At 33.1% G+C, this 24,759-nt stretch carries 21 protein-coding genes; 11 read left to right on the forward strand and 10 right to left on the reverse strand.

From position 1 onward, the window contains the following. Positions 1 to 31 precede the first annotated feature (31 nt). Positions 32 to 2,545, forward strand: a complete 2,514-nt coding sequence (locus ACFSR1_RS03155; RefSeq protein WP_378289539.1) for a M14 family metallopeptidase — start codon at positions 32 to 34, stop codon at positions 2,543 to 2,545. A 91-nt stretch (positions 2,546 to 2,636) separates the two neighbouring features. Here the strand turns inward: ACFSR1_RS03155 and ACFSR1_RS03160 are convergent, their stop codons facing one another. Together ACFSR1_RS03160 and ACFSR1_RS03165 are read right to left on the reverse strand one after the other, a co-directional pair. Further along, entirely contained in the window at positions 2,637 to 3,500 is an 864-nt protein-coding gene (locus tag ACFSR1_RS03160; protein ID WP_378289540.1) for an alpha/beta fold hydrolase, read from the reverse strand. A gap of 1 nt (position 3,501) precedes the next feature. Then, complete coding sequence (locus ACFSR1_RS03165; protein ID WP_378289542.1) at positions 3,502 to 3,966, reverse strand: Mpo1 family 2-hydroxy fatty acid dioxygenase; 465 nt, start codon at positions 3,964 to 3,966, stop codon at positions 3,502 to 3,504. 91 nt (positions 3,967 to 4,057) lie between these two features. Between ACFSR1_RS03165 and ACFSR1_RS03170 the strand changes: the two genes are divergently transcribed. Then, the gene (locus ACFSR1_RS03170) at positions 4,058 to 4,615 is read left to right on the forward strand and encodes a thioredoxin family protein (protein ID WP_378289544.1); all 558 of its coding nucleotides are present in this window, start codon (positions 4,058 to 4,060) and stop codon (positions 4,613 to 4,615) included. Between the two features lie 10 nt (positions 4,616 to 4,625). Here the strand turns inward: ACFSR1_RS03170 and ACFSR1_RS03175 are convergent, their stop codons facing one another. The 5 genes from ACFSR1_RS03175 to ACFSR1_RS03195 form a co-directional block, all read right to left on the reverse strand. Beyond that, entirely contained in the window at positions 4,626 to 5,147 is a 522-nt protein-coding gene (locus ACFSR1_RS03175) for a YfiT family bacillithiol transferase (protein WP_378289546.1), read from the reverse strand. A 10-nt stretch (positions 5,148 to 5,157) separates the two neighbouring features. Then, entirely contained in the window at positions 5,158 to 5,919 is a 762-nt protein-coding gene (locus ACFSR1_RS03180) for a hypothetical protein (protein ID WP_378289548.1), read from the reverse strand. 283 nt (positions 5,920 to 6,202) lie between these two features. Continuing rightward, positions 6,203 to 7,135, reverse strand: a complete 933-nt coding sequence (locus ACFSR1_RS03185) for a peptidylprolyl isomerase (protein ID WP_378289550.1) — start codon at positions 7,133 to 7,135, stop codon at positions 6,203 to 6,205. Positions 7,136 to 7,408: 273 nt separating this feature from the next. Next, complete coding sequence (locus tag ACFSR1_RS03190; RefSeq protein ID WP_378289552.1) at positions 7,409 to 8,206, reverse strand: tetratricopeptide repeat protein; 798 nt, start codon at positions 8,204 to 8,206, stop codon at positions 7,409 to 7,411. Then, complete coding sequence (locus ACFSR1_RS03195) at positions 8,203 to 8,769, reverse strand: RNA polymerase sigma factor (RefSeq protein ID WP_378289554.1); 567 nt, start codon at positions 8,767 to 8,769, stop codon at positions 8,203 to 8,205. Before ACFSR1_RS03195 ends, ACFSR1_RS03190 begins: the two co-directional genes overlap by 4 nt. A gap of 103 nt (positions 8,770 to 8,872) precedes the next feature. Here ACFSR1_RS03195 and ACFSR1_RS03200 point away from each other — a divergent pair, with 103 nt between their 5' ends. Both ACFSR1_RS03200 and ACFSR1_RS03205 read left to right on the forward strand, forming a co-directional pair. Beyond that, positions 8,873 to 9,328 carry a hypothetical protein gene (locus tag ACFSR1_RS03200; protein WP_378289556.1) on the forward strand — a complete coding sequence of 152 codons (456 nt, stop codon included), beginning with the start codon at positions 8,873 to 8,875 and terminating at the stop codon, positions 9,326 to 9,328. Positions 9,329 to 9,434: 106 nt separating this feature from the next. Then, positions 9,435 to 12,122 carry a CHAT domain-containing protein gene (locus ACFSR1_RS03205; RefSeq protein WP_378289558.1) on the forward strand — a complete coding sequence of 896 codons (2,688 nt, stop codon included), beginning with the start codon at positions 9,435 to 9,437 and terminating at the stop codon, positions 12,120 to 12,122. Here ACFSR1_RS03205 and ACFSR1_RS03210 read toward each other — a convergent pair. Next, positions 12,111 to 14,006 (reverse strand): tetratricopeptide repeat-containing sensor histidine kinase, encoded by a 1,896-nt coding sequence (locus ACFSR1_RS03210; protein ID WP_378289560.1) that lies wholly within the window; start codon positions 14,004 to 14,006, stop codon positions 12,111 to 12,113. The genes ACFSR1_RS03205 and ACFSR1_RS03210 overlap by 12 nt on opposite strands. A gap of 60 nt (positions 14,007 to 14,066) precedes the next feature. Between ACFSR1_RS03210 and ACFSR1_RS03215 the strand changes: the two genes are divergently transcribed. The 3 genes from ACFSR1_RS03215 to ACFSR1_RS03225 all read left to right on the forward strand — a co-directional run bounded on the left by ACFSR1_RS03215 (position 14,067) and on the right by ACFSR1_RS03225 (position 16,615). Further along, positions 14,067 to 14,807: a LytR/AlgR family response regulator transcription factor gene (locus ACFSR1_RS03215; protein WP_378289562.1), complete on the forward strand. Its 741-nt coding sequence runs from the start codon at positions 14,067 to 14,069 to the stop codon at positions 14,805 to 14,807. 314 nt (positions 14,808 to 15,121) lie between these two features. Continuing rightward, the gene (locus ACFSR1_RS03220) at positions 15,122 to 15,340 is read left to right on the forward strand and encodes a class I lanthipeptide (protein ID WP_378289564.1); all 219 of its coding nucleotides are present in this window, start codon (positions 15,122 to 15,124) and stop codon (positions 15,338 to 15,340) included. Positions 15,341 to 15,409: 69 nt separating this feature from the next. Continuing rightward, the gene (locus tag ACFSR1_RS03225; RefSeq protein ID WP_378289566.1) at positions 15,410 to 16,615 is read left to right on the forward strand and encodes a lanthionine synthetase C family protein; all 1,206 of its coding nucleotides are present in this window, start codon (positions 15,410 to 15,412) and stop codon (positions 16,613 to 16,615) included. Positions 16,616 to 16,719: 104 nt separating this feature from the next. Here the strand turns inward: ACFSR1_RS03225 and ACFSR1_RS03230 are convergent, their stop codons facing one another. Beyond that, positions 16,720 to 18,618, reverse strand: a complete 1,899-nt coding sequence (locus ACFSR1_RS03230) for a tetratricopeptide repeat-containing sensor histidine kinase (RefSeq protein ID WP_378289568.1) — start codon at positions 18,616 to 18,618, stop codon at positions 16,720 to 16,722. A 239-nt stretch (positions 18,619 to 18,857) separates the two neighbouring features. Between ACFSR1_RS03230 and ACFSR1_RS03235 the strand changes: the two genes are divergently transcribed. The 4 genes from ACFSR1_RS03235 to ACFSR1_RS03250 all read left to right on the forward strand — a co-directional run bounded on the left by ACFSR1_RS03235 (position 18,858) and on the right by ACFSR1_RS03250 (position 21,960). Then, positions 18,858 to 19,598 carry a LytR/AlgR family response regulator transcription factor gene (locus ACFSR1_RS03235; protein WP_378289570.1) on the forward strand — a complete coding sequence of 247 codons (741 nt, stop codon included), beginning with the start codon at positions 18,858 to 18,860 and terminating at the stop codon, positions 19,596 to 19,598. Positions 19,599 to 19,776: 178 nt separating this feature from the next. Further along, on the forward strand, positions 19,777 to 19,998 hold the full coding sequence (locus ACFSR1_RS03240; protein ID WP_378289572.1) for a hypothetical protein: 222 nt from the start codon (positions 19,777 to 19,779) through the stop codon (positions 19,996 to 19,998). 112 nt (positions 19,999 to 20,110) lie between these two features. Then, positions 20,111 to 20,293, forward strand: a complete 183-nt coding sequence (locus ACFSR1_RS03245) for a hypothetical protein (protein ID WP_378289574.1) — start codon at positions 20,111 to 20,113, stop codon at positions 20,291 to 20,293. Between the two features lie 461 nt (positions 20,294 to 20,754). After that, positions 20,755 to 21,960 (forward strand): hypothetical protein, encoded by a 1,206-nt coding sequence (locus tag ACFSR1_RS03250; protein ID WP_378289576.1) that lies wholly within the window; start codon positions 20,755 to 20,757, stop codon positions 21,958 to 21,960. Positions 21,961 to 22,410: 450 nt separating this feature from the next. Here the strand turns inward: ACFSR1_RS03250 and recQ are convergent, their stop codons facing one another. After that, positions 22,411 to 24,618, reverse strand: coding sequence for a DNA helicase RecQ (recQ, locus tag ACFSR1_RS03255; RefSeq protein WP_378289578.1), 2,208 nt, complete (start codon positions 24,616 to 24,618; stop codon positions 22,411 to 22,413). Positions 24,619 to 24,759 lie beyond the last annotated feature (141 nt).

Below are 24,759 nucleotides of genomic sequence, written 5' to 3' on the forward strand. Positions count from 1 at the left end.
ATAAACTCGACAGTTGTCCAAACCATCTAACATGAAGTATTTCTTTACTATTATCTTATCACTATTCTTCTTCTCTTCTTACTCACAAGAAAACCTATCATTAGATTATTATTTACCAAAAGGAGTATCTTATAATCCTGAAATTCCAACACCTCAAAGTGTTTTAGGATTTGTACCGGGAAAATGGCATGTAACCCATGATAAATTAGTGGAGTATATGAAAGCATTGGCCAAAGCCTCACCTCGTATTACTTTAGAAGATCGAGGAAAAACTTTTGAGGATCGCCCGATTATTTTACTAACCATTACTTCAGAAAAAAATCATCAAAACCTTGAAAAAATAAAAAGCCAACATGTTCAATTGACACAAGAAAATGCAAACACCTTGAATATTGCATCTATGCCCGCAATCGTATACCAGGGATTTTCTATCCATGGTAATGAACCTAGTGGATCCAATGCCAGTTTACTCGCAGCATATTATTTAGCCGCAGGACAAGGCACTGAAATTGATGAGTTATTGGATAATGTTATAATTTTATTTGATCCTTCATTCAATCCTGATGGGTTACAACGCTTTGCATATTGGGCAAACACCAATAAAAGTAAAAATATTAATACAGATCCTCAAGATCGAGAATACAGTGAAGTTTGGCCAGGAGGAAGAACAAATCATTATTGGTTTGATATGAACCGCGACTGGTTACCCGTTCAGTTACCAGAGTCAAGAGCCAGAATTAAAACTTTTCATCAATGGTATCCCAACATTCTCACAGATCATCACGAAATGGGCACCAATAGTACTTTTTTCTTTCAGCCGGGGATTCAATCTAGAACACACCCATTGACACCAAAGCTAAACCAAGAGCTAACCAAAAAAGTAGCTAATTATCACGCTGAAGCTTTTAATAAAATAGGGTCTCTATATTTTACTGAAGAAAATTTTGATGATTTCTATTATGGAAAAGGCTCTACTTTTCCTGATATTAACGGAGGAATAGGTATTCTTTTCGAACAAGGAAGTTCTCGTGGACATGCTCAGGAAACTGATAATGGAATATTGACATTTCCTTTTACCATAAGAAATCAATTTACCGCAGCACTTTCTACGCTAGAAGCTGCAAAGTCTATGAGAGTAGAACTGCTGCAATACCAAAAAAGTTTTTATACCAATGCCAGAAAAGAAGCTCAGAACGGATCGTATGTTTTTGGCAATGAAAAAGATGCTGCTTCTGCATATCACTTAGCAGAAATTTTAAAACGTCATCAAATTAAATTTTACGATCTAAAAAATGATATCACTTCTGACGGAAGGAAGTTTAAAAAAGGATATAGTTATCTAGTCCCGAAAAATCAAAAACAAAGCCGTTTGATCAAAGCCATGTTTGAAAAAAGAACCTCATTTCAGGATAGCTTATTTTACGATGTATCTGCCTGGACGTTTCCGTTAGCTTTTAACCTGGATTATTCTGAAAATTCGACTACAGCCAATTTAGGAAAAGAAATTACTGAGCTAAATTTCAGAAAACCCAAAAACATTAACAAAAGTAGCTATGCGTACCTCATGGAATGGCATGAATATTACACTCCTGCCGTGTTATATAAAATCTTAGCTAAAGGATTACGAGCAAAAGTAGGCATGAAACCCTTCTCTATTGAAAATAGAAGTTATGATTATGGAACGATTATGATTCCGATCCAGAATCAGAAATTAAGCTCAGAAGAAATATATTCATTTTTACAAAAGCTCGGTTCAGAAAACCAAGTAGATATTACTGGAGTATCTACAGGACTCACTAAAGGAATTGACCTAGGAAGCAGTCAATTTAGAGCCTTGACATTACCTAAAATTGCCTTACTAACGGGAGCCGGAATTACACCTTACGATGCTGGAGAGATATGGCATCTTATGGATCAACGCTATAATATCCCGATTACAAAACTAAATACAGATTATCTAGAAAGAAGAGATCTATCTAGATATACTCATATTATTTTGCCAAATAGTTGGAATCAAACAATTGGCAAAAATGTAATTGATAAGTTAAAAAATTGGATTCGTAGTGGAGGTACACTAATTGGATATAGGAATGCTGCCCAATTCTTTAAGAATAACGAACTAATGAAGATAGAGTTTGTTAAACCTGAAAATGATGCTAAGCAAATTACGTTTGAACAAAAAAGAGATTTCTTTGGAGCTCAGGTGATAGGTGGAGCTATTTTTGAAGCCGAAGTAGATAGATCTCATCCGATTAATTTTGGATATAAAAATAATAAGATACCTTTATTCAGAAATACGACCCTTTTTATAAAGTCAGACAAGCAGAGCTATAACAATCCTATCCAATACACAAAATCACCTTTATTAAGTGGATATATTAGCAAAAAGAACTTAGATTCTTTATCGGGAACAGTCCCCTTCAGACATCATAGTCTTGGACGAGGAAATACCATTTTATTTACAGACAACACGAATTTTAGAGCGTTTTGGTATGGCACCAATAAGTTATTGATGAATGCTATTTTCTTTAGTGACGAAATGTAGGTTAATGAATAGTGAATAGTGAACAGTGAAAACTAATGAATAATTTTATTACTAGTAGTATATTAATTTAAGGGGCTTGGTTTTTAAAACATTATAATCGTTCTCTGAATTCTATATAGTGACGTAATACATCTTCGGGAGCTTCCGTTTGTGGGTAATGACCTATTTTATCTAATATCACGACATCGGCATTAGGTATAATTTTCTGATAAAATTCTGCCATATGCCTACCTGAGATTGGATCAACCGCTCCATCAATAAGTCTCTTTGGCACATCTGTATATTGTATTGCCTCACGCCATCGAATCTTATACGTATCTCTTTCGTTTAAATACTTTATGAGTTTCGGAATTACATTTTTACCAGAATTATAGTCTATCGCTTCCCAGAACATATCAATTTCCTGCTCACTGGCTTGTGTATGTTTTCCAAATATTTTTTTGAAGTTTTTAGCCAATGTGTTTCGCCCCATAAAATGTTTCAGAATCGAACCAAAAGGTGTTAGCAACATTTTTTGAGTACGTGTTGGAAAATTAGTTTCCGGAAACATCCCTCCATTCAGAAAACAAACGGACTCAATTTTAAATTCATATTCAGTATTTTCCTTTAATCTGGCCAACATCTCCTGAACCACGGTGTCTCCATAATCATGTGCCAAAATATGGAAAGAAGTAATACCTTTTTCTTTTAAAATAGTTTCCCATAAATCAACCTGCGAAGCAATCGTATAGTTAAAATCTGTAGGCTTAGAAGAAAAACCATACCCTAACATATCGATAGCAAGCATCTTGTATTTTTTAGCAAGAGGATTCCATATTTTATTCCAGTCCCAAGAAGAAGTCGGAAATCCATGAACCAAAATTAGTGGAACGCCGATTCCTTCTTCTTTATAGAATATTTGATGAGTTTTATATACATAATATGCTCCCGAATTCTTCCAATCCTGTAATCGCATATTATTTTTTACCAAACATTTTTTGAAGCACCCATGCTGGTCCTATGAGTAAAAATTGTAAGTCCTGAGCAGCAGAAGGTTTCTTTCCCTCCAGGTGATGTCCATAAAATTGTCCTATCCAGGCAACAACAAAAATAATAAGAGACACCATCCACAATGGCGCATATTGACCAATATAATAATTCGCAATAATACAGAAAGTAACAAAAATTAATATCTGTAGCGCCATTTTCACAGACAATCTAACATAAAACAGCAGAATAAGTAAAGCTACTACGAATGCCCAATTTTCTATAAAAGGGTTTTCGCCAGGAATCATGGATGCCAAAAATCCACTAGGTATACTCATTATTAAACCAACAACCGAAAAAAATATAGCAGGAACACATACAAAATGAATTGCGATATTGGTTTTGTTTTGGTGGCTTACGGCATATTCCTTGAACCAGGTTTCTAAAGTTTTCATAACTATGGAATTTTAATGTAACTAAGATAGCATTTTTTAGACTTATATAGTATAAAATTGTAATTTCGAGAACTTTCAAAAATTAAATAGTATGGCTCGCACTCCTTCCAATATGTTACCTTTAGGTACGGTCGCTCCGGATTTTTCTTTGGTTGACACTGTTACTAATGATAAAATTTCACTAAATGATATTAAAGGTGAAAGAGGTACCGTAGTTATGTTCATTTGTAATCATTGTCCTTTTGTTATTCATGTAAATGAAGAGATTGTGAGAGTAGCAAACGATTATCGGGCACAAGGATTTGGTTTTGTAGCGATAAGTAGCAATGATATTGAAAATTATCCTCAGGATGCACCTGAGCATATGTGGAAAACAGCGCAGAAAAACAAGTATACATTTCCATATCTGTATGACGAGACTCAAGAAGTTGCCAAAGCTTATGACGCTGCTTGTACTCCTGATTTTTATCTTTTTGATGCAGAATTAAAGCTTATTTATCGTGGACAACTGGATGATTCCAGACCTGGAAACGGAATTCCGGTAAACGGGCGTGACCTTCGACAGGCATTAGATGCCGTGCTTAAAAACGCCAAGGTTGTAGAACCGCAAAAACCGAGTATAGGCTGTAATATTAAATGGAAAAACTAATTATAGGAAACTAAAACGTATCGCCGGCAATAATCTTTAGATGAGCTAAATGATGGTTTCCATGCCAAGCATATATACCGATATCTTCTGCTAAAGAAATTTCTACATCGCCTTCTGGGTGGATAAATATTTTTTCCAAATCGGTATCAGATAATCCTTTTAAGAAATACACCCATTTAGCATGTAGTGCTTTGATCAAATCTAATGATAGATTAATGGGTGCTGATTTTGTATCGAATAATTCAGCCCATCGATCTTCGTAATACGCTTTAATAACTGGCGTGTCCTCTGTAAGTGCCCACTTAAAACGGATATATCCATTGTGATGGCTATCGTGAATATGATGAATCACCTGACGTGCTGTCCATCCACCGGGTCGATAAGGAGTTTCTAGTTGATCGTCATTAAAATCACAAACAAGTTCGGCTATTTTTACTGGTAGTTCTTCTATATCTTTGATCCATTCAGATATATGTTTTCTGGTTATGGTATCGGGACATTCAAATTTTCCTATAGGATATTGAAGATTCATTGAATATGTTTTACTCTACTTTTTTATACAAAACCAAATTTGATGATGCATCCTGCAAATCCTTCACTACTAACTCATATGCATTTAATGACTCTATTTTGTATTTATAGATATATTGATCTTTTGGAGAAGAACAGTACATCACATTTTCTTTTATTTTGACTTTTAACCGTTTCAAAAACTTACCATCCCGAAAATTAAATCTTATACTTTCTTCAAAAATCATATGCTCATCAGGAAATTGGACATTGACCCATTTGCCTTGCAAAGCTTCATAAGTACTTCTGTTTTTGAATTTATTATCTAGTAAAGATTTCATTCTCATACCATATTTCACAAAAGACTTCTGAGGTTCAATATTGTCTACCGCATTACCTGTAACTACTTTATCAATTTCAACATCTTTATCAAAATAGTGCTTTGATTCATAACGGGTAAAAGCATTAGAATAATCCATCACTCTAAGCCCCTCATCATTTTTTGTTTCCATGTATTGTCTTTGCTTGTAGTTCACATGGATTAATTGGTCATTCCAGAAATAAAATACTGTAATAATCATGGCATTGGGCATGCCGATTTTTCTGATAATTTTCTTTAATCGTTCGTGCTCATAATATCCATTTAATTCGGCTCCATGATCTGCAATTTGATCAAGAAATTCCTCAGGATCCAATGAAAACACGTCGGATTCGATATAACTATCAATGATTTCTATCTGATCTTTTATAGCCGACATTGTTGCCTCATCTTTCTGAGAAAAAGAAAAATTCACACAACAAAATGTTAAATAAATTAGTAATATCCACTTCATAACTAACAAGAATGGGGTTCTTTATTGTTTTTCAACCCCAAAAAGGGATTGTAAATATCTAAAATATAGATGAACATGCACCTCCTTTTCGTTAAAACTTGCAAAATATAAAAATAAACTAACTTATTAAAAGACACATTAAAAATGTTAATAAAAAGTTAATAGCAATAAGCGTACCAAAACCGAATATAAAAAAACCTCTGAAGTAAACTTCAGAGGTTTTTCATCACCTATTGAAAATCGTTTATTTTACTGCAACTAATTCTACATCAAAAATCAATGTAGCATTTGGAGGAATAACACCTCCAGCACCATGCGCTCCATACCCTAGAGATGGTGGAATCACGAAACGTGCTTTATCTCCTACTTGCAACAAAGCAATACCTTCATCCCATCCAGAAATCACTTGCCCCATTCCTAAAGAAAAATCTATAGGTTGATTTCGCTTGTATGAAGAATCAAATACAGTACCGTCTGTTAAGCTTCCTTTATAATGAACAGAAACCGTTTTACCTTTTTCTGCTTTCACTCCATCTCCATTTTGGATAATTTTATAACGCAAACCACTATCGGTCTTATCGAAACCAGCTGCTAATTCTTCTAACAATTGCTCTGCTTCCTTCTTTGCTGCAGCTTCTCTTTCTGCTTTGGCTCCATTAAATTGTCTAAAAGTCTCTATCGCATTAAAATTTTCTGCCTCTGCTCCTACTCTGATAATTTCTAATGAATCAATTGTATCTCCTTGTGCAACTGCATTTACCACATCTTGTCCTTCTACTACTTTCCCAAAAACAGTATGTTTTCCATCTAACCAAGAAGTTTCTACATGGGTGATAAAAAACTGACTTCCGTTAGTTCCAGGTCCTGCATTTGCCATAGATAATACTCCCGGTCCGTCGTGTTTTAAATCTGGATGAATTTCATCATCAAATTGATATCCAGGACCACCAGCACCCGAACCTTGTGGATCTCCACCCTGAATCATAAAATCAGGAATTACTCTATGAAACTTCAATCCGTCATAATAAGGTTTCCCCTGAGGAATTGCCTGGTTTTCCATATTTCCTTCTGCCAAACCTACAAAGTTCCCAACCGTTCCCGGAGTTTTCTGATACTCCAGATTTACCAGAATACTTCCTTTTGATGTATTAAATTTTGCGTATAATCCGTCTTGCATAACTGCTTGTTTTAAGCTTATTAAATTTAAAGCTGCAAAGATAGGTAATTGCTTAAAGTTTGACACATAAAACAGGGGATTGTTTACTAATTAAAGTGATTTCTATATAAGGATTTAATTGAAGAAACATCCCTCTAAATTGCCCTTCGAATGAGACTTTTAACTCCACCTTACTATACTATCAAGGAAGGTCTGTCTATAGATAAGGTAGTTTTATGAATTTATATCTTTATGTAAAAACCAATTTTAAAAAAACATAATCCTCTAGCAGATTTAATCAATTTTCTCCAATAATTCCTGAGCTTCCTGATATTTATAATTGTTTTTATCAGCTATGATTGATTTTAAAACATCTGTAAGTTTACGTTTCTTTTTTTGTTTTAGATACACCAAAGCCTTGTACCAATTTGCTTTTTTGGCTTGCAACGTTTCAGAATTAGCCAACAGCTCAAACTGAGATAAGGCTTCATCAAATTTATTAAGTTCGGTATACGCCATACCGTTATAGATATAACTCAATGGATCAATAGCTTCTTCTGCTTTGTGATATGCTGCAAAAGACTCTGTGGCTTCCTGATACTTTTTATCTTCAAATAACAGTTGTGCATTTTCTAGTAGCTTGTTTGTATCTTCTCCTCTGGTAACCAGTGAAGGTATTTCATCCATATGCACATAAGATGCATATAACTCATCATAATTATTCTCTTTAAACACAAACAAGGAAACGGTTAACAATACCGCAATAGATGCTGCAATGCCAATAAACCAAAAGGTTTTATGCTTAGAACCAGATCTGTTTTCTGTAATTACTTGATTAATTGTAGATTTCAAGCTAGTAGCCTCATCGCTTTCAAAAAAAGATTGTAATTGCTTCGCTTCTTTTGTTTTTAATGCATCTCTATCACCTTCCAACCATTGCTGATCTTCATACATAGTCAGCATTTCTTTCTGAAGCTTCAATTCTTCTGCTAATGCACTATCTGTACGAAGTCTTTCCTCGAAGGCTTGTTTTTCTGATGCGGACATAGCTCCACTCAGATAATCATCAATTTCTATTGGATAATCCTTCATAATTCTTTGATTTGATTATATCTCGAATCACTTTTAATCAATTTGGTCAATTGTGATTTACAATTAAAAATACGTTGTCTCACTACATTGTCAGTATTATATCCTAGTTTTTCTACGATTTCTTTATATGGCACTTTCTGAAAAAACAATTGTAATAATTGCTTACAATTATCGGACAGTTGTGTTAATTTCTCCTGAAACAACTCCCATTTTTCTTGTTCTAAGGTTGCCATGGTCATGTCTTCTGCTTCTTTTACATGTTCCAAAGCATCATCATTTGTTACTATGCGTTTTTGTTTATTTAGTTCTCTACGCCATAAATTTCTGCAAACTACAAAGAAATACCCTTCTAGAGCCCCTTCAATCACAAAGGTTTTAACCTTATATCTAGCGATTAATTGCATCAAAGCTTTCTGAAAAACATCTTCTGCATCCGTAATACTTCCATTATTACTAAGGACAAAACTCTGTACTTTGGGGAACTCTTTTTTATACAAATCCTGGATCACTTGTTTCTCCCCATTTACCAGTTGTTTTAATCGATCATTTTCAGTTATCTGCATTAAGATATCTTTAACTATTTAATTTTTTTTATTTTCGCGTGGTAACATTTATTAGGTTAGGGAAACATACTAATAAATAATGAAAACAAAAAACATTTTAAAAATGAAAAAAATCACGTTACTATTAGTAGCGGCAGTCTTTGCAATTGGAATACAAAGCTGCTCAACAGAAGAAAATGTACTTGAAAGAGAAGTACAGCAAACCCAAGAAGAAAATGCATCTAAATTTAACTTTACGCCACATTGTAACTTTTTTGTGCGTTATCCGGCTGATTGGACCCAGCAAGATAGAGATGATTTTCATACTTGGGCAAGAGAAAATATGTTTAGCTCCATCTTAGTACTTTTTGAAGATGATTGTTATGAAGTAGATGAATGGAGAGTACCTTGTAATGAATTGGAGACAGTTATGAAAACTGACATTACAGATAACGCAACCGATGCTGAAGCCAGAATGGAAGAAAACGAAGATGGAGTTCCCACCATTAGATATTCACTGAGGGCAAAAAGCGGTCATTATGAGACTTGTGATGAGGTTCCATTACACGGCCAATTATAATACCATGTATTCAATCCGTAATTATATTACAATAAGAAGGAGAAATTTTTTCTCTTTCTTATTTTTTTTATGTTTACTAAATACCCTTTGCCTGTATGGGCAAAAAATGTCTCCAGCACTTGATTCTATACTTTCTAGTAAAGAGAATGATAGCATAAAACAATTACGATATACTCAACTTTTTGAAAGCTATAAACGACAAAATAACTATACTCAATTAGGCGCAGATGCCCACGAACTGGCTAAATGGCATTATAAAAAAAAGAGTAAAGAAAATACCATTTATTATACACAACTAGCCATAGATGCAAAAAAAAAAGTCATTCCTTTTGATAAAGAATCATTGAAAAACAGTTACATCAATCTTGGGTATTTTTATTACAAATATGAAAATTACAAGGATGCTATCGAGGCTTTTAAGAAAGCGGTCCCTTTTAAAAAAAAATCTTTAAATGTAAGAGCTTATAATTATTTAGCCAACTGCTACCACAAATTTCAAGATCCTTATAACTCAGTCGAAAATCGTTTAAAAGTTTTTCAGTATTTAGACCCTGCAAAAGATCAACAAAAGATCATAAATAATCATATCAACGTTGCTTTTTCTTATAGAAATATAGGGCAGGTTGAAACTGGAAAAAAAGTAATCCGACATTTACTATTAGCGGATTCTATAGTAAAAAACATGGATAAACCTAGTGTGGAGGATGAATATATAATTACGTCGAATTTAGCTGTACAACATCACGACAACGGCCATATTGAGTATACGAAAAATATATCGAAAGAAAATCTCAAAAAAGCAATTTTCTATTACAATAAGGCGCTTCTTTTGGCTAAAAAAATAAAAAATAAAAAATATGAATGTTCGACATATTATAATCTTGGATTAACATATATTTATTTGGATACTGATATCGCGAAATCATATTTTGATAAAGCTTTATCTTTGGTGAATCACAAACCAACTTTATTAAAATCCATCTATTTTGGGTATGGTAAAAATGCTTATAAAGAAAAACAGTATGATCAAGCAATCAAATATTATGAACGATCTATTGCTGGTTTTTTTAATATAGTAAACCCTACAATAGATTGGCAAACTAATGAGGAACAATTAGCAAAAGTAGATCAGAAATTATTTATTTTAGAAATTCTTAAGATCAAAATTAACACCTATCTAGACAAAGGAATTGCCGCGAATGATCAAAAATCATTCTTACTGGCGCTGAAAACCTTAGAAATCGCTGATAAATTGATTGAGATCATGCTCACTTCGGAAGCTTCTTACAAAACAAAACTAAAATGGAGAGATCTGGCCTCAGAAATTTATATTATTGGCTTAGAGGCTTGCTATCAAGGAAATCTATTGGATAAAGCTTTTTACTTGATGGAAAAAAACAAAGCTTTATTATTAATGCAGGATCTTAACAGGACTAAAAAAGAATTACCGGAAAAAGTTTTAGAAAAAGAACTAGCGTTTAAAAACAGTATATCCTCATTAGAAACAAAAAAACAAGGTCTTTCTGATCAGAAACAGGATTCTCTATCGATATTAGTATTTGACAAAAAAGAAGAACTGAAACGTTTTCACGATTCGATTTCAGAATTTCATCCAGAGTATTTTTTATCAAAAGAGATACCCAAAGTTTTATCACTATCCCAAATTAAACCTAAAAAGGATGAAGTGATTATTCAATATACCATGGCAGAAAGAATTGGATATACAACTCCTTATGGATATGGGATGGTGATCTCTGATAAGGGAACTAAAATATTTAAATTGAAAAAAATTAAGGAATTGATAGAAGATATCAAGACTCTAAGAAGATTACTAAACCAACCGTTTAAAACATCAGAAGACATCACGACTTATAAACAAACATCAAATAATATATACAAGACTTTATTCCCCAAAGAAATCGGAGCATCATTACAGGGCAAAAAAGTCACTATTATTCCTGATCATATGTTGGGAATGATTCCTTTTGAAGCCTTAATTACCGATATTGACAAAAGCACCTATCTTATAGAAGAAAGTGAAATCAATTATGCGTTTTCGCTTACGTTTCAAGAAAAAAACAAAAGCATTAAACGAGCCGCTAATCAGGATTTTTTGGGTATCGCTCCTGTCAACTTTGATAATGAGTTAACACCCTTAAAAAATAGCACCAAAGAGATTGCATACGCAAATGATTTATATGATGGGTCTTTATTGATAGACCAAGAAGCTACCAAAGAAAATTTTGTAAAACGAATCAAGGACTATAAAATTTTACATTTAGCAACCCACGCAGATGCTTCGGATTCTATTACGCCCTGGATCGCTTTTCGTAATTCTAAATTAACAGACTTAGAACTTAATTCTCTACAAAGCCAAGCAGAATTGGTAGTACTGAGTGCTTGTAATACCTCTTTAGGAAAAATTAGCCGTGGTGAGGGTATTTTAAGTCTTGCTCGTGGATTCTTTAAATCAGGAGCTAATACGGTGATTCCATCGCTATGGAGTACCAACGACAAGGCTACGGCTAACATCACCTCAGATTTCTATAAAAACCTAAGTGAAGGGCAAACCAAATCCGCTGCGCTGCGAACTGCAAAATTAAATTATCTAAATAACAATACAGATGCTGAAGCGTCTCCTCATTATTGGGCTTCTCTAGTATTGATTGGGGATAGTGGGACGTTGTTACCACAAACTAATAATTTATTATATTTATGGATTGGGTTGGGGTTAGTTTTTCTTATATTAATCGTCTATCTCTTTAAAACCCAAAAGAAAAAATCAATCCTCTAACAAATAAGGCAATAACATGTTCACTTCTGTCCCTGTTCCATCAGTTACTTCTTTAATGGAAAAAGAAGCTTTTTTACGTAGCGACTTGGAATAAATCTGTAAACGTTCTTTGATAATTTTACCCGAAAAAGATTCAGGTTTATTTACATTCTTAAATTCTGAAGCTTTCAAAATTCCGATGCCATTATCTGTAATTGTACACTCCACTAATTTACGATCATCATTCATTTGAATATTTACTTCAATCAAACCATCCTTTACACCCTTCAAACCATGTTCTATAGAATTTTCGACAAAGGGCTGAATAAACATTGGTGGAACACACACGTCTTCTACATCGATAGTATCCGCCACGGTTATCGTATACCTAAACTTTTGTGAAAAATTGGATTGTAATTCTAAATAGTCTTCTATAGAGCGTAACTCGTCTTCTAAAGAAATAAACTCTTCTCTTGAGTTTTTAAGAATCAATCGAATCAAACTACTCAATTTGGCAATATATGTCAATGTATTTTCAGAATTCTTACTTACCAAGTTACTTACCGTATTCAATGCATTAAATACAAAATGAGGATTTAGCTGTGATCTCAATAATCGTTGTTCGAGATTAGCGGTTTTGTATTTGTTTTGCAGTTTTCTCTGTCTAAAAATAAGCACCCCCACTCCCACTGTCAATACCAATAAACCAAATAGACCCAAAGTAATAATATTTCTTTGTTTAATAATGGTTTGTTGTTCTTCGGTTTCCGCTTCTAATTGCTTTATCGATTCTTCTTTTTCTTTTGTTTCGTAGGCTATATCAAGCTCTCTAAGCTTCTCGTCCAATACCTGTTGGTGATATTTCTCTAACAGTTTACTCTTTTGTTCAGCAATTTTAAGTGCTTTTTTAAACTCTTTGTTTTCTGAATAGGCCTCTATCAAGTAATCCAAGGTCTGGATATTTAAAGATTTCACATCATCGTCTATTTTTTCTATGAGGGTAATACTATCTAATATAGTTTCTAATCTTTTAATAGACTCCTTTATTTTTCCTCTTTTTAATAGTACGTAACTATAATTGGATAGAGTAAAATATTTAGATTCGAGCATATTATTTTCCGGATGCTCGTCCAACATCTCTTTTGATTTTGTATAGTAATACAATGTTGAATCCACATTCCCTTGATTTCTATACACATCACCAATGTTATTATATGCTGCCCTGATACCAGTATAATGACCATATTTCAAACGGTTTTCGATTGACTTACGGTAATAATATAATGCAGAATCACTATTGCCAAATCCTTTGTACAATTCACCCAAATGATTATAAGTAGGTGCTGCCTCACTTGGTTTCGCCATAAATACAGAATCCTTTGCTATTAGCAATCGATACTGGAGCGCTTTCTTTTTATCTCCCATTTTTAAATAATTACTCGCCAAATAAGAATATATATAAGGATTTGAAGTCTTATGTCTGTCTGGATATTTTTTAGAGATTGCAATAGCTTTAAGTAAAGCATCTGTGGATTGCTTAAATTTTCTAGTCTCAGTGAATACCATTCCCCTATATAAATAAACATTCTTCATTTGACTTTCTTGTAAGGGCGGAATGGCTTCTGTTAGATGGTAGCGCTCAATTCCTTTTTGAGTATAATGTAAGACAGAATCGTATGCTCTCTGGGATAGGTAGAAATGACTTTTCTTTCTATAATAGTATATCCATCCAAAAAGACTCGCGTCCGTTTCCAAAAGTCTTCTATATTCTTCCTGCTTTTCCAACGTATTAGGAACGATCTCGAAACTATCAATACGAGATTGCATCATAGCTTTTTCTTGGGAGAAACTTTTAATGCAGAAAAATAGTAGTACACTAAGTATGTAGTTTTTTATGGACATCATATTTTATATAAAAAGAGTTAGCTTTGCGTTATTAGTTTTAGAACATTGGTCAACAAAAATATGATTAATTCGATTTCGGCAATAATTATTGAAGATGAAAAAGATGCGCAGGAATTTCTGGTATCCATACTTCAAAAAAACTTCCCGAATATTGCTATAGAGGGCCTGTATGACAATGTAAAAGATGGTATAAAAAATATTCAGGTTATTGAACCTGAACTGGTATTTATGGACATTGAACTCACTGACGGCAGTGGCTTTGATATTCTTGACAACCTTACAAATCATAATTTTGAAATTATATTCATTTCTGCGCATAGCGAATACCTGAAAAAATCTTTAGAGTATCATGCGTTTAATTATATCACCAAACCGTTTGAACCCAAAAAATTAAGCACCGTTATAAATCGATACGTGCAGCTAAAAGAACGTTTATTCTCTAAACAAAAGTATATACTTCTAAGAGAATTTATGACTGACTCTAAATTATTTCTCAATACCGGAAGCGAACATGTGGTGATCCATTTGAAAGATGTTGTAAAATGTGTAGCAGATGGTAACTATTGTCATTTTCATATGATACAAAAATCTTCATATATGGTTTCAGAACCATTAAAATATTATGAAGACTTGTTAGAAAAGAAAGGTTTTTTTAGAGCCAATCGATCTACCCTGGTAAATATAAATCATATCCATTCTATCTATAAAAAGGAAGCCATCATTCTAAATACTAAAGAAAAAATTCGAGTTTCTGTAAGAACCAGATCAAACCTTGCCAAGCTTATTAAAAACTTCACTTAAAATTATTTTAGCTACGCTTATCATTATTAAGCATACTATTAGATTTTTTTGTTATAACCATTTTGAATTCCTTATTAAATTCATCTTATCAAATTGTTCTTAAAGTGAATGAAGTGATAAGAAAATAGCACCGATTGGATTGACACCGTTTTTGACAAGATTTTCATCTATGATTCGCTTGATCTAGATATGCTTACAATCTAATACAATATAAGCCTACCAAAAAGATTCAGACTTTACAAATCATTTTTTTCAGACATAGATTCTGAGTGTCTCTAAATGATCAGAAGGGTTTCATTTTAAAATTAAAAATCATGAAGAAAAAAAAGTTCGATGGGTTATCCCTAAACAAAAACGTAATCTCTAAGCTTAATGGAGGCTCAATTAGAGGTGGTGGTAATGTGACAAAAGTGTATCCTTGTCCAGAAGAATCTAACCATAATTCTTGTCAATCTGATGGTTGCTATGTGCTTACAGAAGACTGTGCCCTTTCAGAAGTAGATTGTGATTCTAAGCGTATTCATTGTCTATAGTACAAAGCCAACAGAAAGAATAGGGACAAACCTCTATTCTTTCTTCTTTTCAATACTTGTAAACACTACATGGATACGGATATACTTTTTCAAAAACTAAAAGAGATCAATAAAATCATAGATCAACAAGGATATGAGGAAAGTAACATTGGTGTCTTATCCGGTCTATCAGGAATTTCTCTTTTTAAATTTTACTACTCCAAATTTATCGATAAGGATAACAATGATATAGGTAGTATACTTATAGAACAAAGTATCCAAAAAATCAATGAAGGATACAACCTTGGAACATTTTGCTCAGGAATCGCAGGTATGGGATGGGTCATCAATCATTTGGAACAAAATGAATTTATAGATATTGATATGGATACCATGTTTGGTGCATTGGATGAATATCTGTTTGAGAAAATGAAAAATGACCTAGTAAAAGGACATTATGATTTTTTACACGGGGGATTAGGCTATGCCTTTTACTTTTTAAGTAGATACGAAAACACTAATTCGGATCTATTAAAGGAAAACTATAAAACATACCTCCTTACGGTTATAGAACTTCTGGAAAAAAGATCAGAGCGTAATGGTAAGACCTACAAATGGATTTCGGAAATTGGTTTAGATAAGAAAGAAAAAGCATATAATCTGAGCCTTTCTCATGGAATGTCTAGTATAGTAGGTATATTAACTAAACTTTCCAAACATAAGGATTTCGAGAAGGTCTCAAAAAAAAAATTAGAAGGAACAATATCTTATATCCTACAATATCAAAATCCAAATAAAAACGACTCATCTCTTTTTCCCAACATCATATATCAAAATGGGTTTTATGAATATAAAAGTAGATTGGCTTGGTGTTATGGAGATCTTGGAGTAGGCATTAGGCTCTGGCATGCTTCCAAAGTATTACAAGATGTATCTTTGCAAAAAACCTCCATTAATATCCTGGAACAAGCTGCTCTAAGAACGGATAATGAACAAACCTTGATTAAAGACGCTGGGCTATGTCACGGATCATTTGGCAATGCACAAATCTTCTTGCGTATGTATAAAGAAACACACAATGATATTTTCAAAAACGCATGTGATTTCTGGATGCAAGATGGTCTAAACAAAGCCTCTCATATAGATGGGTACGCCGGTTACAAACAGTGGAAAGGAGAAGGTGAATGGAAAAAAGAAGTTTCTATACTAGAAGGAATTGCAGGAATTGGACTCACCATCATAGACTATTTAGCAGATTTTGAAACCAACTGGGATGAATGTTTAATGATCAGTTAATTCTGCCCTTCTAAAAAAAAGTTTACAAAACGGTTTTAATACTAAATAAATCTTCTTGTGATTTGTAAATTTGGTTAAAATAAATCTTCATCAAAGCCAAAAAATCAAGACTCTGTGATATAAGGTAACCAAATAACTACTTCTATACCTCTTCCTTCTACTACTTCTTCAATGGTGTATTTTGCTTCTTTATTTAATGATTTGGCGTAAATCTGAAGTCGTTCTTTCAATATTTCACCAGAAAAAGATTCGTGTTTTATTGCATTATTAAATTTTGAAGTTTCTGACAACCCAATCCCATTATCTGATATTGTACATATAATCAATTTGTTTTTTTTATCTAATCTTATTTCAACGTTTATAACTCCATCATCAACATCTCTTAATCCATGTTCAATCGAGTTTTCTATAAAAGGCTGAATAAACATAGGAGGTATAAGGATTTCTTCCTTATCAATATCTTTATCAATGTCAAGGATATAACTAAACTTTTGCGAGAAATTAGATTGTAATTCCAAGTAATCTTCTACCGATTGTAATTCATCTTCTAAAGAGATAAACTCTTCTCTAGAGTTTTTGAGAATCAAACGGATCAGACTACTCAATTTTGCAATATATTTTGACGTATTCTCAGAATTTCTACTCGCTAAACTGCTTACTGTACTCAAAGCATTAAATACAAAATGTGGATTGAGTTGGGATCTTAGTAGTCGTTGCTTTAAATTAGCAGTTTCATACTTACTTTTAAGTTTTTTCTGTCTGAAAACAAGGATTGATATTCCTATAATTAATGCTAATAATCCAAATAGCGCAACGGTAATAATATTTCTTTGGTTAATAATAGTTTCCTGTTCAGCTGTGATAGCCTCTAACTTTTCTATAGACTGATCCTTTTCTTTTACTTCATAAGCTATATTAAGTTCTCTAAGTTTTTCATCTAATGTCTGTTGAATAAATTTTTCTAACATTACACTTTTTGCCTTCGCAACCTCAAATATTTTCTCAGTTCGCCCTTTCTTTGCGTAAGCCTCCATGAGGTAATCCATAGCTGCCGAATTTAAGGACTTGATGTTTTCATCTATTTTTTCTATCCGGGATATACTATCCAGCACCGTCTCTAATCCGTCAATTGCTTCATCAATTTTTCCTCTCTTTAACAAAACATAATTATAATTAGAAAGTGTAAAATACGTAGATATTGAATAATTAGATGGGGGATGCTGATCTAAATTTTCTTTTGATTTTTCATAGTAATACACAGCAGAATCTACTATTCCTTCTTCACGGAACAAGTCACCCATATTATTATAAGCAGCACTTACTCCTGTGAAATGATCATATTTTAATCGGTTCTTTATGGATTTTCGATAGTAGTATAGAGCTGAATCTTTCTTACCAAACTCATCATATAAAATTCCTAGATGGTTATAAGTCGGCGCAGCTTCACTCGGTATAGCCATATAAGAAGAATCTTTGGCCAGCGACAATCGGTATTCAAAAGCCTTTTTCTTATCTCCCATCCTAAGATAATTTCCCGCCAAACTTGCGATGATCCAAGGATTTACTTTACTGTTGTAGTTTGGATACTTATCAATTTCATTAACTGACTTTAGAAGATACTCTGTAGACTTTCTATAATCTTTTTTATAATCAGTTAGAACCATTCCCATATAGAGATATATTTCTTTTAAATATTTTCCCTCTTCAGTTCGTTTTTCTGGAGAAAGATTTTTGTTTTCAAAGAATTGTAATCCTTCTGTTGCATACAGTAATAGTGAGTCGGGTTTTCGTTCTCGCAAATAATGATAGCTCATTTGACGATAATAATTCATCCATCCAACCAAGGCTTCATCAGACTCCAACATGCTTTTAAATTGCTCTAGCTGTGGAGGTTTTGCTCCTCTCAACTTAAAACTATCTACTTCCTTTTGGGTGTATACCCTATGCTGTGCTATCGATTTATGAGTAGAAATTAATAATAACAGAATAAGTATTTTTTTCATGTATGTTTTGTTCAGTTATCCAGCCAAAAATAAGTATTTTAGTAAGAATATTTTTATCAAAAAAAATCAAGCTTATTCATTATCAAACACAATTATTTGATAATGATTTTATAAGTAATAGTATCTGAGCTAAGATACCGTTTAAAAGGAAAGTGATTTTTAACAGCTGCTATATAAAAAAGCATTTTGAAAGTAACATTGTATACAATATTGTTACTAATAGTAAAACTATATTCTAAATGAATTCAGACATTCCGGTTATTATAATAGAAGATAATGAAGAAGCTAAAACACACTTATCTACTATTCTGAATAGACATTTTTCAAATATAAAAATAGTAGCTACTTCAGATACTGTAAAAGAAGCAATTTCGGTACTCAATGATCACAATCCGGAAATTGTTTTTATGGATATAGAGCTAAAAGACGGTACGGGTTTTGAAATCCTTGACACCATAGATAATTATGATTTTGAAATTGTATTTGTTACTGCACACGCAGATTATTTGAAACAAGCTATTGCTTACTACGCCTTCAATTTTATAACCAAACCCTTTGATGAAGAACACCTGATCAAAGCGGTTAATCGTTACATACAACTTAAAAATCGCTTATTCACCAAAAAGAAATATCATTTACTTAAAGAATTTATAACTAATTCAAGATTGCTCATTAATACTGGACATGAACATATTTCATTAGAGATTGAAAACATCATTCGATGCGAAGCAGATGGCAATTACACTTTCTTTGTTATGGATTCTAAAGAAAAATACATGGCGTCTAATTACCTTAAATACTATGAAGATTTATTAGGTAAAAAAGGGTTCTTTAGAGCAAATAGATCTACATTGATAAACATCAAACATATACACTCCATCTATAAAAAAGAATCCATTGTACTTTCTAATAAAGAAAAGGTTACGGTTTCGGTCAGAAACCGATCTAAGCTTTCTGATCTCATTCATGAACTCACCTAAAATAATAAATACCTCTACGCTCATCTATCCATTACCTCCGCTTATCCATTTATAACAAAACACCCGCTTTTTGTTTATTAAGTTTATTCTGTAATATCCATTTGATACTACATTGGTAGACATATATCCTGAATGTCTATAATAGTTCGGGAAAGCTTTAAAATTAAAATTAATAATTATGTTAAAAAACATCTTAGAATTAAACGGAGTAAAAGAGTTAAATTCAAAACAAAGAAAAACTATCAAAGGGGGTGGATTAGGTGTTGGAGAAGCCTGTAATAATAATGGCGATGCTATATGCTGTGGGACAGCTAGCTGGCAATGTGGAACAACTCAATCTGAAGGAGGTATTTTTGAAGGGATCTATTTCCAAGGTAATCCTGTGTGCGCCTGTTTTTAGTGAAGAATAAAAACATTTTCAATTATTAATAAAAAAACTTTACTTCAAAACATTTGAAATAAAACAAAATAGTTTTGTTATACAAAAAAATAAAAATATAAAACTTAAAAGTATGCTTAAAAACATTTTAGAATTACAAGGAGTACAAAAATTAAGTATTAATCAAAGGAAAAACACAACTGGAGGGGGCTTTGGATACACTGATACCGGAGAAGATACTTCTGACTGGAATACTGACTGTCGACCATCTAATTGCCATCCTGACTGTCACGGAAGTCATATGGGTTGTATATAAAGTTGAATGCGACTGGATGGGCGCTTTCAATAATATTATCTTAAAACCAATACATTATGTTAAATGAAATTTTAAATCAAATAGGAACTAAGAGTATTACTAAGAACGAACAAAAGCAAATCCACGGTGGCTTTTTTAATTCTTGTCTGCCTTACCTTCCAGAAAATGGTTGCTTTAGCGGACCGGAACATTGCAATATTTGGAATCTACCGAAATGTCCGGATGTACCGGATGAAAACCATTAATTTTTTAATTATTACTATAAAAAGTTTCAGCATGACTGGAACTTTTTTTTTCAAACTAAGTTTCGAAATTTACTTCCTCTGGTTTGAAAAATAACCATCATCTATGATCCTTAAATTCAATTTTTCGTAACTTCTTTACGCTATTTCCATCCCAAACCCTCTGATTATTAACAAAAAAACTATATTTGTTGCTTCACAAACTCAGATCATCTATTCATGAAATCATTATTTTGTTTTGTAGTGGGTATATTTTGTATGTCTGCTATTAGCGCACAAAGCATTTATGAAGCAGGATATTTTATTGATAACAATGGTAAAAAAACAGAATGCCTTATCAAAAAACTTTCCTGGAGAACCAATCCTACCGAATTTCAATGGAAAAAAACGATTTCTTCCAGTCCCAAAACCGAAGTAATTGAGGATATTAAGGAATTTGCCGTAGGCGAAGACTACCAGTACAAAAGATATATCCTTCAATTTGACCTCAACGGTGATACTGTTGGTAAATCCACTAAATCCAAAGATCCGGATCTCACCTATAAAAAAATATTCTTAAGAACCATTCTTAAAAGTAAAACTACCTTGTTCCAATATTCTAAAGATGATGTCCATCGATTCTTCTATACAAATCCAGAAACGATATATCCGGAACTTTTAGTTTACAAAGTTTTTTATACACCCGATGAAAGCAAAAAACCCGGAAAAAAGGTAATTCCACAAGAAAATAATACCTATCAGCAACAACTGGCGGAAAAAATAAAATGTGGTAAACAAGATCCATCTAAACTTACGTACACACAAGGAGATCTAAAACGATATTTTAAAAAGTATAATGAGTGCAAAGGAAATAACATAGAATACATCATTCGTAAAAAGATTAACCAAACCAGAATCGGTATTGTTGCTGCAGTGGATCTCACTGGTTTCACCCATGATTCCCAGGCTGGAAGTGCCGGAAACGTAAGCTATGATGATGCGTTTGTACCTAGATACGGAATATTTGTTGAAACCTTCATCCCGTTTTCCAAAGTGGATCTAAGTTTCTTTTTAGAATCTACCTACAAAGCTTTTACGATGGATGGAAGAGACCTTGCGATTGCTAATAGCGAATTCGAATTGGATTATAAAAGTATCAATGTAGCCGTTGGCCCAAGGTTTCATATTTATTTAAGTTCTAAGTTTGAGTTGTTTCTGGAAGGAGGACTTACCGTAGATTTTAATTTAGGTACGGAATCTAATGTATTTGAAGAAAATGAAATAGAAAATACAACTACCGAATATTTTTATGGTGGAGGTTTTGGATCGGGTCGTTTTAAAATTGGATTTAGACAATACACGGCTAAAAACATATCCAAAAGCACAGCATTACCAAATTCAGAATTAACAACCTCTAGTTTATATCTTTCGATGAATATATTCTAATTTAGCGCGCTTACTTAACGTTATCAATAGATAAAAGAGATTGTCTTAAAAATAAGAGACAATTGTAAAACTGAGTTTATCGAAGTTTTTAACTTATTATTTTAAAATACCTTCGACAAGCTATCATTGATGCTTTTTTACTTTATTTCTTTGATTTAGCTTTTTCATTTTCTTTGCTCGCCCAAAGAAAAAGAAACAAAAGAAAAGGCGCTTTTTTCAAGGTTTTTTTAAGTTTCACTTAAAACCAGATTTTTTTTACTAAAATCTTTCCAAGGCTTCAAGATTTTTTAACGCAAAATAAATCTTATACTGATGAAAAAAGATATACAAAGCTCTGCTTTGGAACGTTACTATATTCCCTGAATAAAATTTATGGATGTCTCAGACTAACATCTAGGTGTGTTTATAGCTGTCAGACAGCTTTTTTCTATCTAATGTGATTTCTAATTCTTAATTTGCTACATCACTAATAAATTTGATACGATACAATCTTAACTCTTCATCATCATAATCGCCATCAAATTCTTCAATAGCCGTGTCAATTTTATCACTTTCGGCTTCTATAAAATATTCATGAATTTCTTCTTGTTGATCTTCATCCAATATTTCATCGATCCAGTAGGTGATATTAAGTTTTGTACCGCTATACACAATAGCTTCCATTTCCTTAATAAACTCAGGCATATCCATTCCCTTGGCTGCTGCAATATCGTCCAGAGGTAGTTTTCTATCTACATTCTGAATGATATATAACTTAAGACCACTATTAGCTCCTGTACTTTTAACAACAAAGTCATCAGGACGCATAATATCATTTTCTTCTACATATTTAGCGATCAAAGCCACGAATTCTTTTCCGTACTTCTTAGCCTTTCCTTCTCCTACTCCGTGCACATTACCCAACTCTTCTATGTTTACCGGATATTTCAGTGCCATATCTTCTAAAGAAGGATCCTGGAATACTACAAAAGGGGGAACTCCTAGTTTCTTTGCAACACTTTTTCTCAGATCTTTTAGCATTCTGACAAGTCGATCGTCTGTTCCTGCAGCTTTTCCACCGGATTTGGTAGCAGTGATGATAGAGTCATCTTTTTTCTCATCATACACGTGATCTTCGGTCATCATAAAACTTATCGGATTATCTATAAAATCTTTCCCTTCGGGAGTGATTCTAATAACACCATACGTTTCAATATCCTTACGTAAATATCCAGAAACTAATACTTGTCGTATTAAAGCCATCCAATATTTATCATCTCTGGATTTACCACTTCCAAAAAATGGTTGTTCGTTTGTTTTATGGGATATAATTAGTGCATTACTTTTACCAATCAGTGTATTTACTAAATCTTTTGATTTGTAAATCTCACCAGTTCTATTAACAACTTTCAATAAAAGTTGCACTTCATCTTTGGCTTCGTGTTTTTTCTTAGGATTACGCACGTTATCATCCATATCTGCTCCTTCTCCGGTAACGTCATCAAACTCTTCACCAAAATAATGCAGTATGAATTTACGTCTGGAAATTGAAGTTTCTGCAAAAGCAACTACTTCTTGTAAAAGCGCATGACCTATCTCCTGCTCTGCAACAGGCTTACCACTCATGAATTTTTCCAGTTTCTCTATATCTTTATATGCGTAGTATGCTAAACAATGTCCTTCTCCTCCATCTCGACCGGCTCGACCAGTTTCCTGGTAGTAACTTTCTATACTTTTGGGGATATCATGATGAATTACAAAACGCACATCAGGCTTATCAATACCCATTCCGAATGCAATAGTAGCCACCACAACATCGGCATCTTCCATAAGGAACATATCCTGATGTTTTGCTCTGGTTTTAGCATCCAATCCGGCGTGATACGGAACTGCTTTTACACCATTTACTTCTAGTGTCTGTGCCAGTTCTTCTACACGCTTTCTGCTCAAACAATATACAATACCACTTTTACCACTATTCTGTTTTACAAAACGAATGATATCGGCATCTACGTTTTTTGTTTTTGGTCGTATCTCGTAGAACAAATTAGGCCTATTAAACGATGCCTTGAACGTTTCAGCATTGCTCATAGCTAGGTTTTTAAGAATATCTTCCTGCACTTTTGGCGTAGCCGTTGCCGTCAACCCAATAATGGGTATATTCTCTCCAATCCTTTTTATAATATTCTTAAGATTCCTGTATTCTGGTCTAAAATCGTGCCCCCACTCACTAATACAATGCGCTTCATCAACAGCCAAAAAAGAAATCTTTTGTTCTTTCAGAAAATCTACATATTCTTCTTTGGTAAGAGACTCCGGTGCTACATACAACAGTTTGGTTACACCACTAACAATATCGTCTTTTACTCTCTTAACCTCGGATTTATTAAGGGAAGAATTTAATACATGTGCTATTCCTTCTTCAGAAGAAATACTTCGAATAGCATCCACTTGATTTTTCATTAGTGCGATCAAAGGGGAAACTACAATCGCAGTTCCTTCACACATTAAGGCAGGAAGCTGGTAGCAAAGGGATTTTCCACCACCTGTAGGCATAATTACAAAAGTATTTTGCTTGTTTAAAATACTTTCTATTACCTTCTCCTGCAATCCTCTAAATTGACTAAAACCAAAGTACTTTTTTAGAGCTCCTTGTAAGTCAGTTTTGTTCAAACTCATTAAATCGTTTAACTTTTATATACCAATTAAATTAAAATCGCTATCACTGAAACCTTTTTCCCCAATAAAGATCTAGTGGATTGTTCTTTTTTCAAAAAGTTACCAAAGATAAGCAAACTAAAAATATTAAGCTTTTTTTCA

It is taken from the genome of Aquimarina rubra (assembly GCF_042684305.1).
GTDB lineage: Bacteria > Bacteroidota > Bacteroidia > Flavobacteriales > Flavobacteriaceae > Aquimarina > Aquimarina rubra.

What these genes read in the sequence shown, in the direction of transcription:
- ACFSR1_RS03155 (WP_378289539.1), top strand. Translation starts at nt 32, where the DNA reads ATGAAGTATTTCTTTACTATTATCTTATCACTATTCTTCTTCTCTTCT.
- ACFSR1_RS03160 (WP_378289540.1), bottom strand. Translation starts at nt 3,500, where the DNA reads ATGCGATTACAGGATTGGAAGAATTCGGGAGCATATTATGTATATAAA.
- ACFSR1_RS03165 (WP_378289542.1), bottom strand. Translation starts at nt 3,966, where the DNA reads ATGAAAACTTTAGAAACCTGGTTCAAGGAATATGCCGTAAGCCACCAA.
- ACFSR1_RS03170 (WP_378289544.1), top strand. Translation starts at nt 4,058, where the DNA reads ATGGCTCGCACTCCTTCCAATATGTTACCTTTAGGTACGGTCGCTCCG.
- ACFSR1_RS03175 (WP_378289546.1), bottom strand. Translation starts at nt 5,147, where the DNA reads ATGAATCTTCAATATCCTATAGGAAAATTTGAATGTCCCGATACCATA.
- ACFSR1_RS03185 (WP_378289550.1), bottom strand. Translation starts at nt 7,135, where the DNA reads ATGCAAGACGGATTATACGCAAAATTTAATACATCAAAAGGAAGTATT.
- ACFSR1_RS03190 (WP_378289552.1), bottom strand. Translation starts at nt 8,206, where the DNA reads ATGAAGGATTATCCAATAGAAATTGATGATTATCTGAGTGGAGCTATG.
- ACFSR1_RS03195 (WP_378289554.1), bottom strand. Translation starts at nt 8,769, where the DNA reads ATGCAGATAACTGAAAATGATCGATTAAAACAACTGGTAAATGGGGAG.
- ACFSR1_RS03200 (WP_378289556.1), top strand. Translation starts at nt 8,873, where the DNA reads ATGAAAAAAATCACGTTACTATTAGTAGCGGCAGTCTTTGCAATTGGA.
- ACFSR1_RS03205 (WP_378289558.1), top strand. Translation starts at nt 9,435, where the DNA reads ATGTCTCCAGCACTTGATTCTATACTTTCTAGTAAAGAGAATGATAGC.
- ACFSR1_RS03210 (WP_378289560.1), bottom strand. Translation starts at nt 14,006, where the DNA reads ATGATGTCCATAAAAAACTACATACTTAGTGTACTACTATTTTTCTGC.
- ACFSR1_RS03215 (WP_378289562.1), top strand. Translation starts at nt 14,067, where the DNA reads ATGATTAATTCGATTTCGGCAATAATTATTGAAGATGAAAAAGATGCG.
- ACFSR1_RS03220 (WP_378289564.1), top strand. Translation starts at nt 15,122, where the DNA reads ATGAAGAAAAAAAAGTTCGATGGGTTATCCCTAAACAAAAACGTAATC.
- ACFSR1_RS03225 (WP_378289566.1), top strand. Translation starts at nt 15,410, where the DNA reads ATGGATACGGATATACTTTTTCAAAAACTAAAAGAGATCAATAAAATC.
- ACFSR1_RS03230 (WP_378289568.1), bottom strand. Translation starts at nt 18,618, where the DNA reads ATGAAAAAAATACTTATTCTGTTATTATTAATTTCTACTCATAAATCG.
- ACFSR1_RS03235 (WP_378289570.1), top strand. Translation starts at nt 18,858, where the DNA reads ATGAATTCAGACATTCCGGTTATTATAATAGAAGATAATGAAGAAGCT.
- ACFSR1_RS03240 (WP_378289572.1), top strand. Translation starts at nt 19,777, where the DNA reads ATGTTAAAAAACATCTTAGAATTAAACGGAGTAAAAGAGTTAAATTCA.
- ACFSR1_RS03245 (WP_378289574.1), top strand. Translation starts at nt 20,111, where the DNA reads ATGCTTAAAAACATTTTAGAATTACAAGGAGTACAAAAATTAAGTATT.
- ACFSR1_RS03250 (WP_378289576.1), top strand. Translation starts at nt 20,755, where the DNA reads ATGAAATCATTATTTTGTTTTGTAGTGGGTATATTTTGTATGTCTGCT.
- recQ (WP_378289578.1), bottom strand. Translation starts at nt 24,618, where the DNA reads ATGAGTTTGAACAAAACTGACTTACAAGGAGCTCTAAAAAAGTACTTT.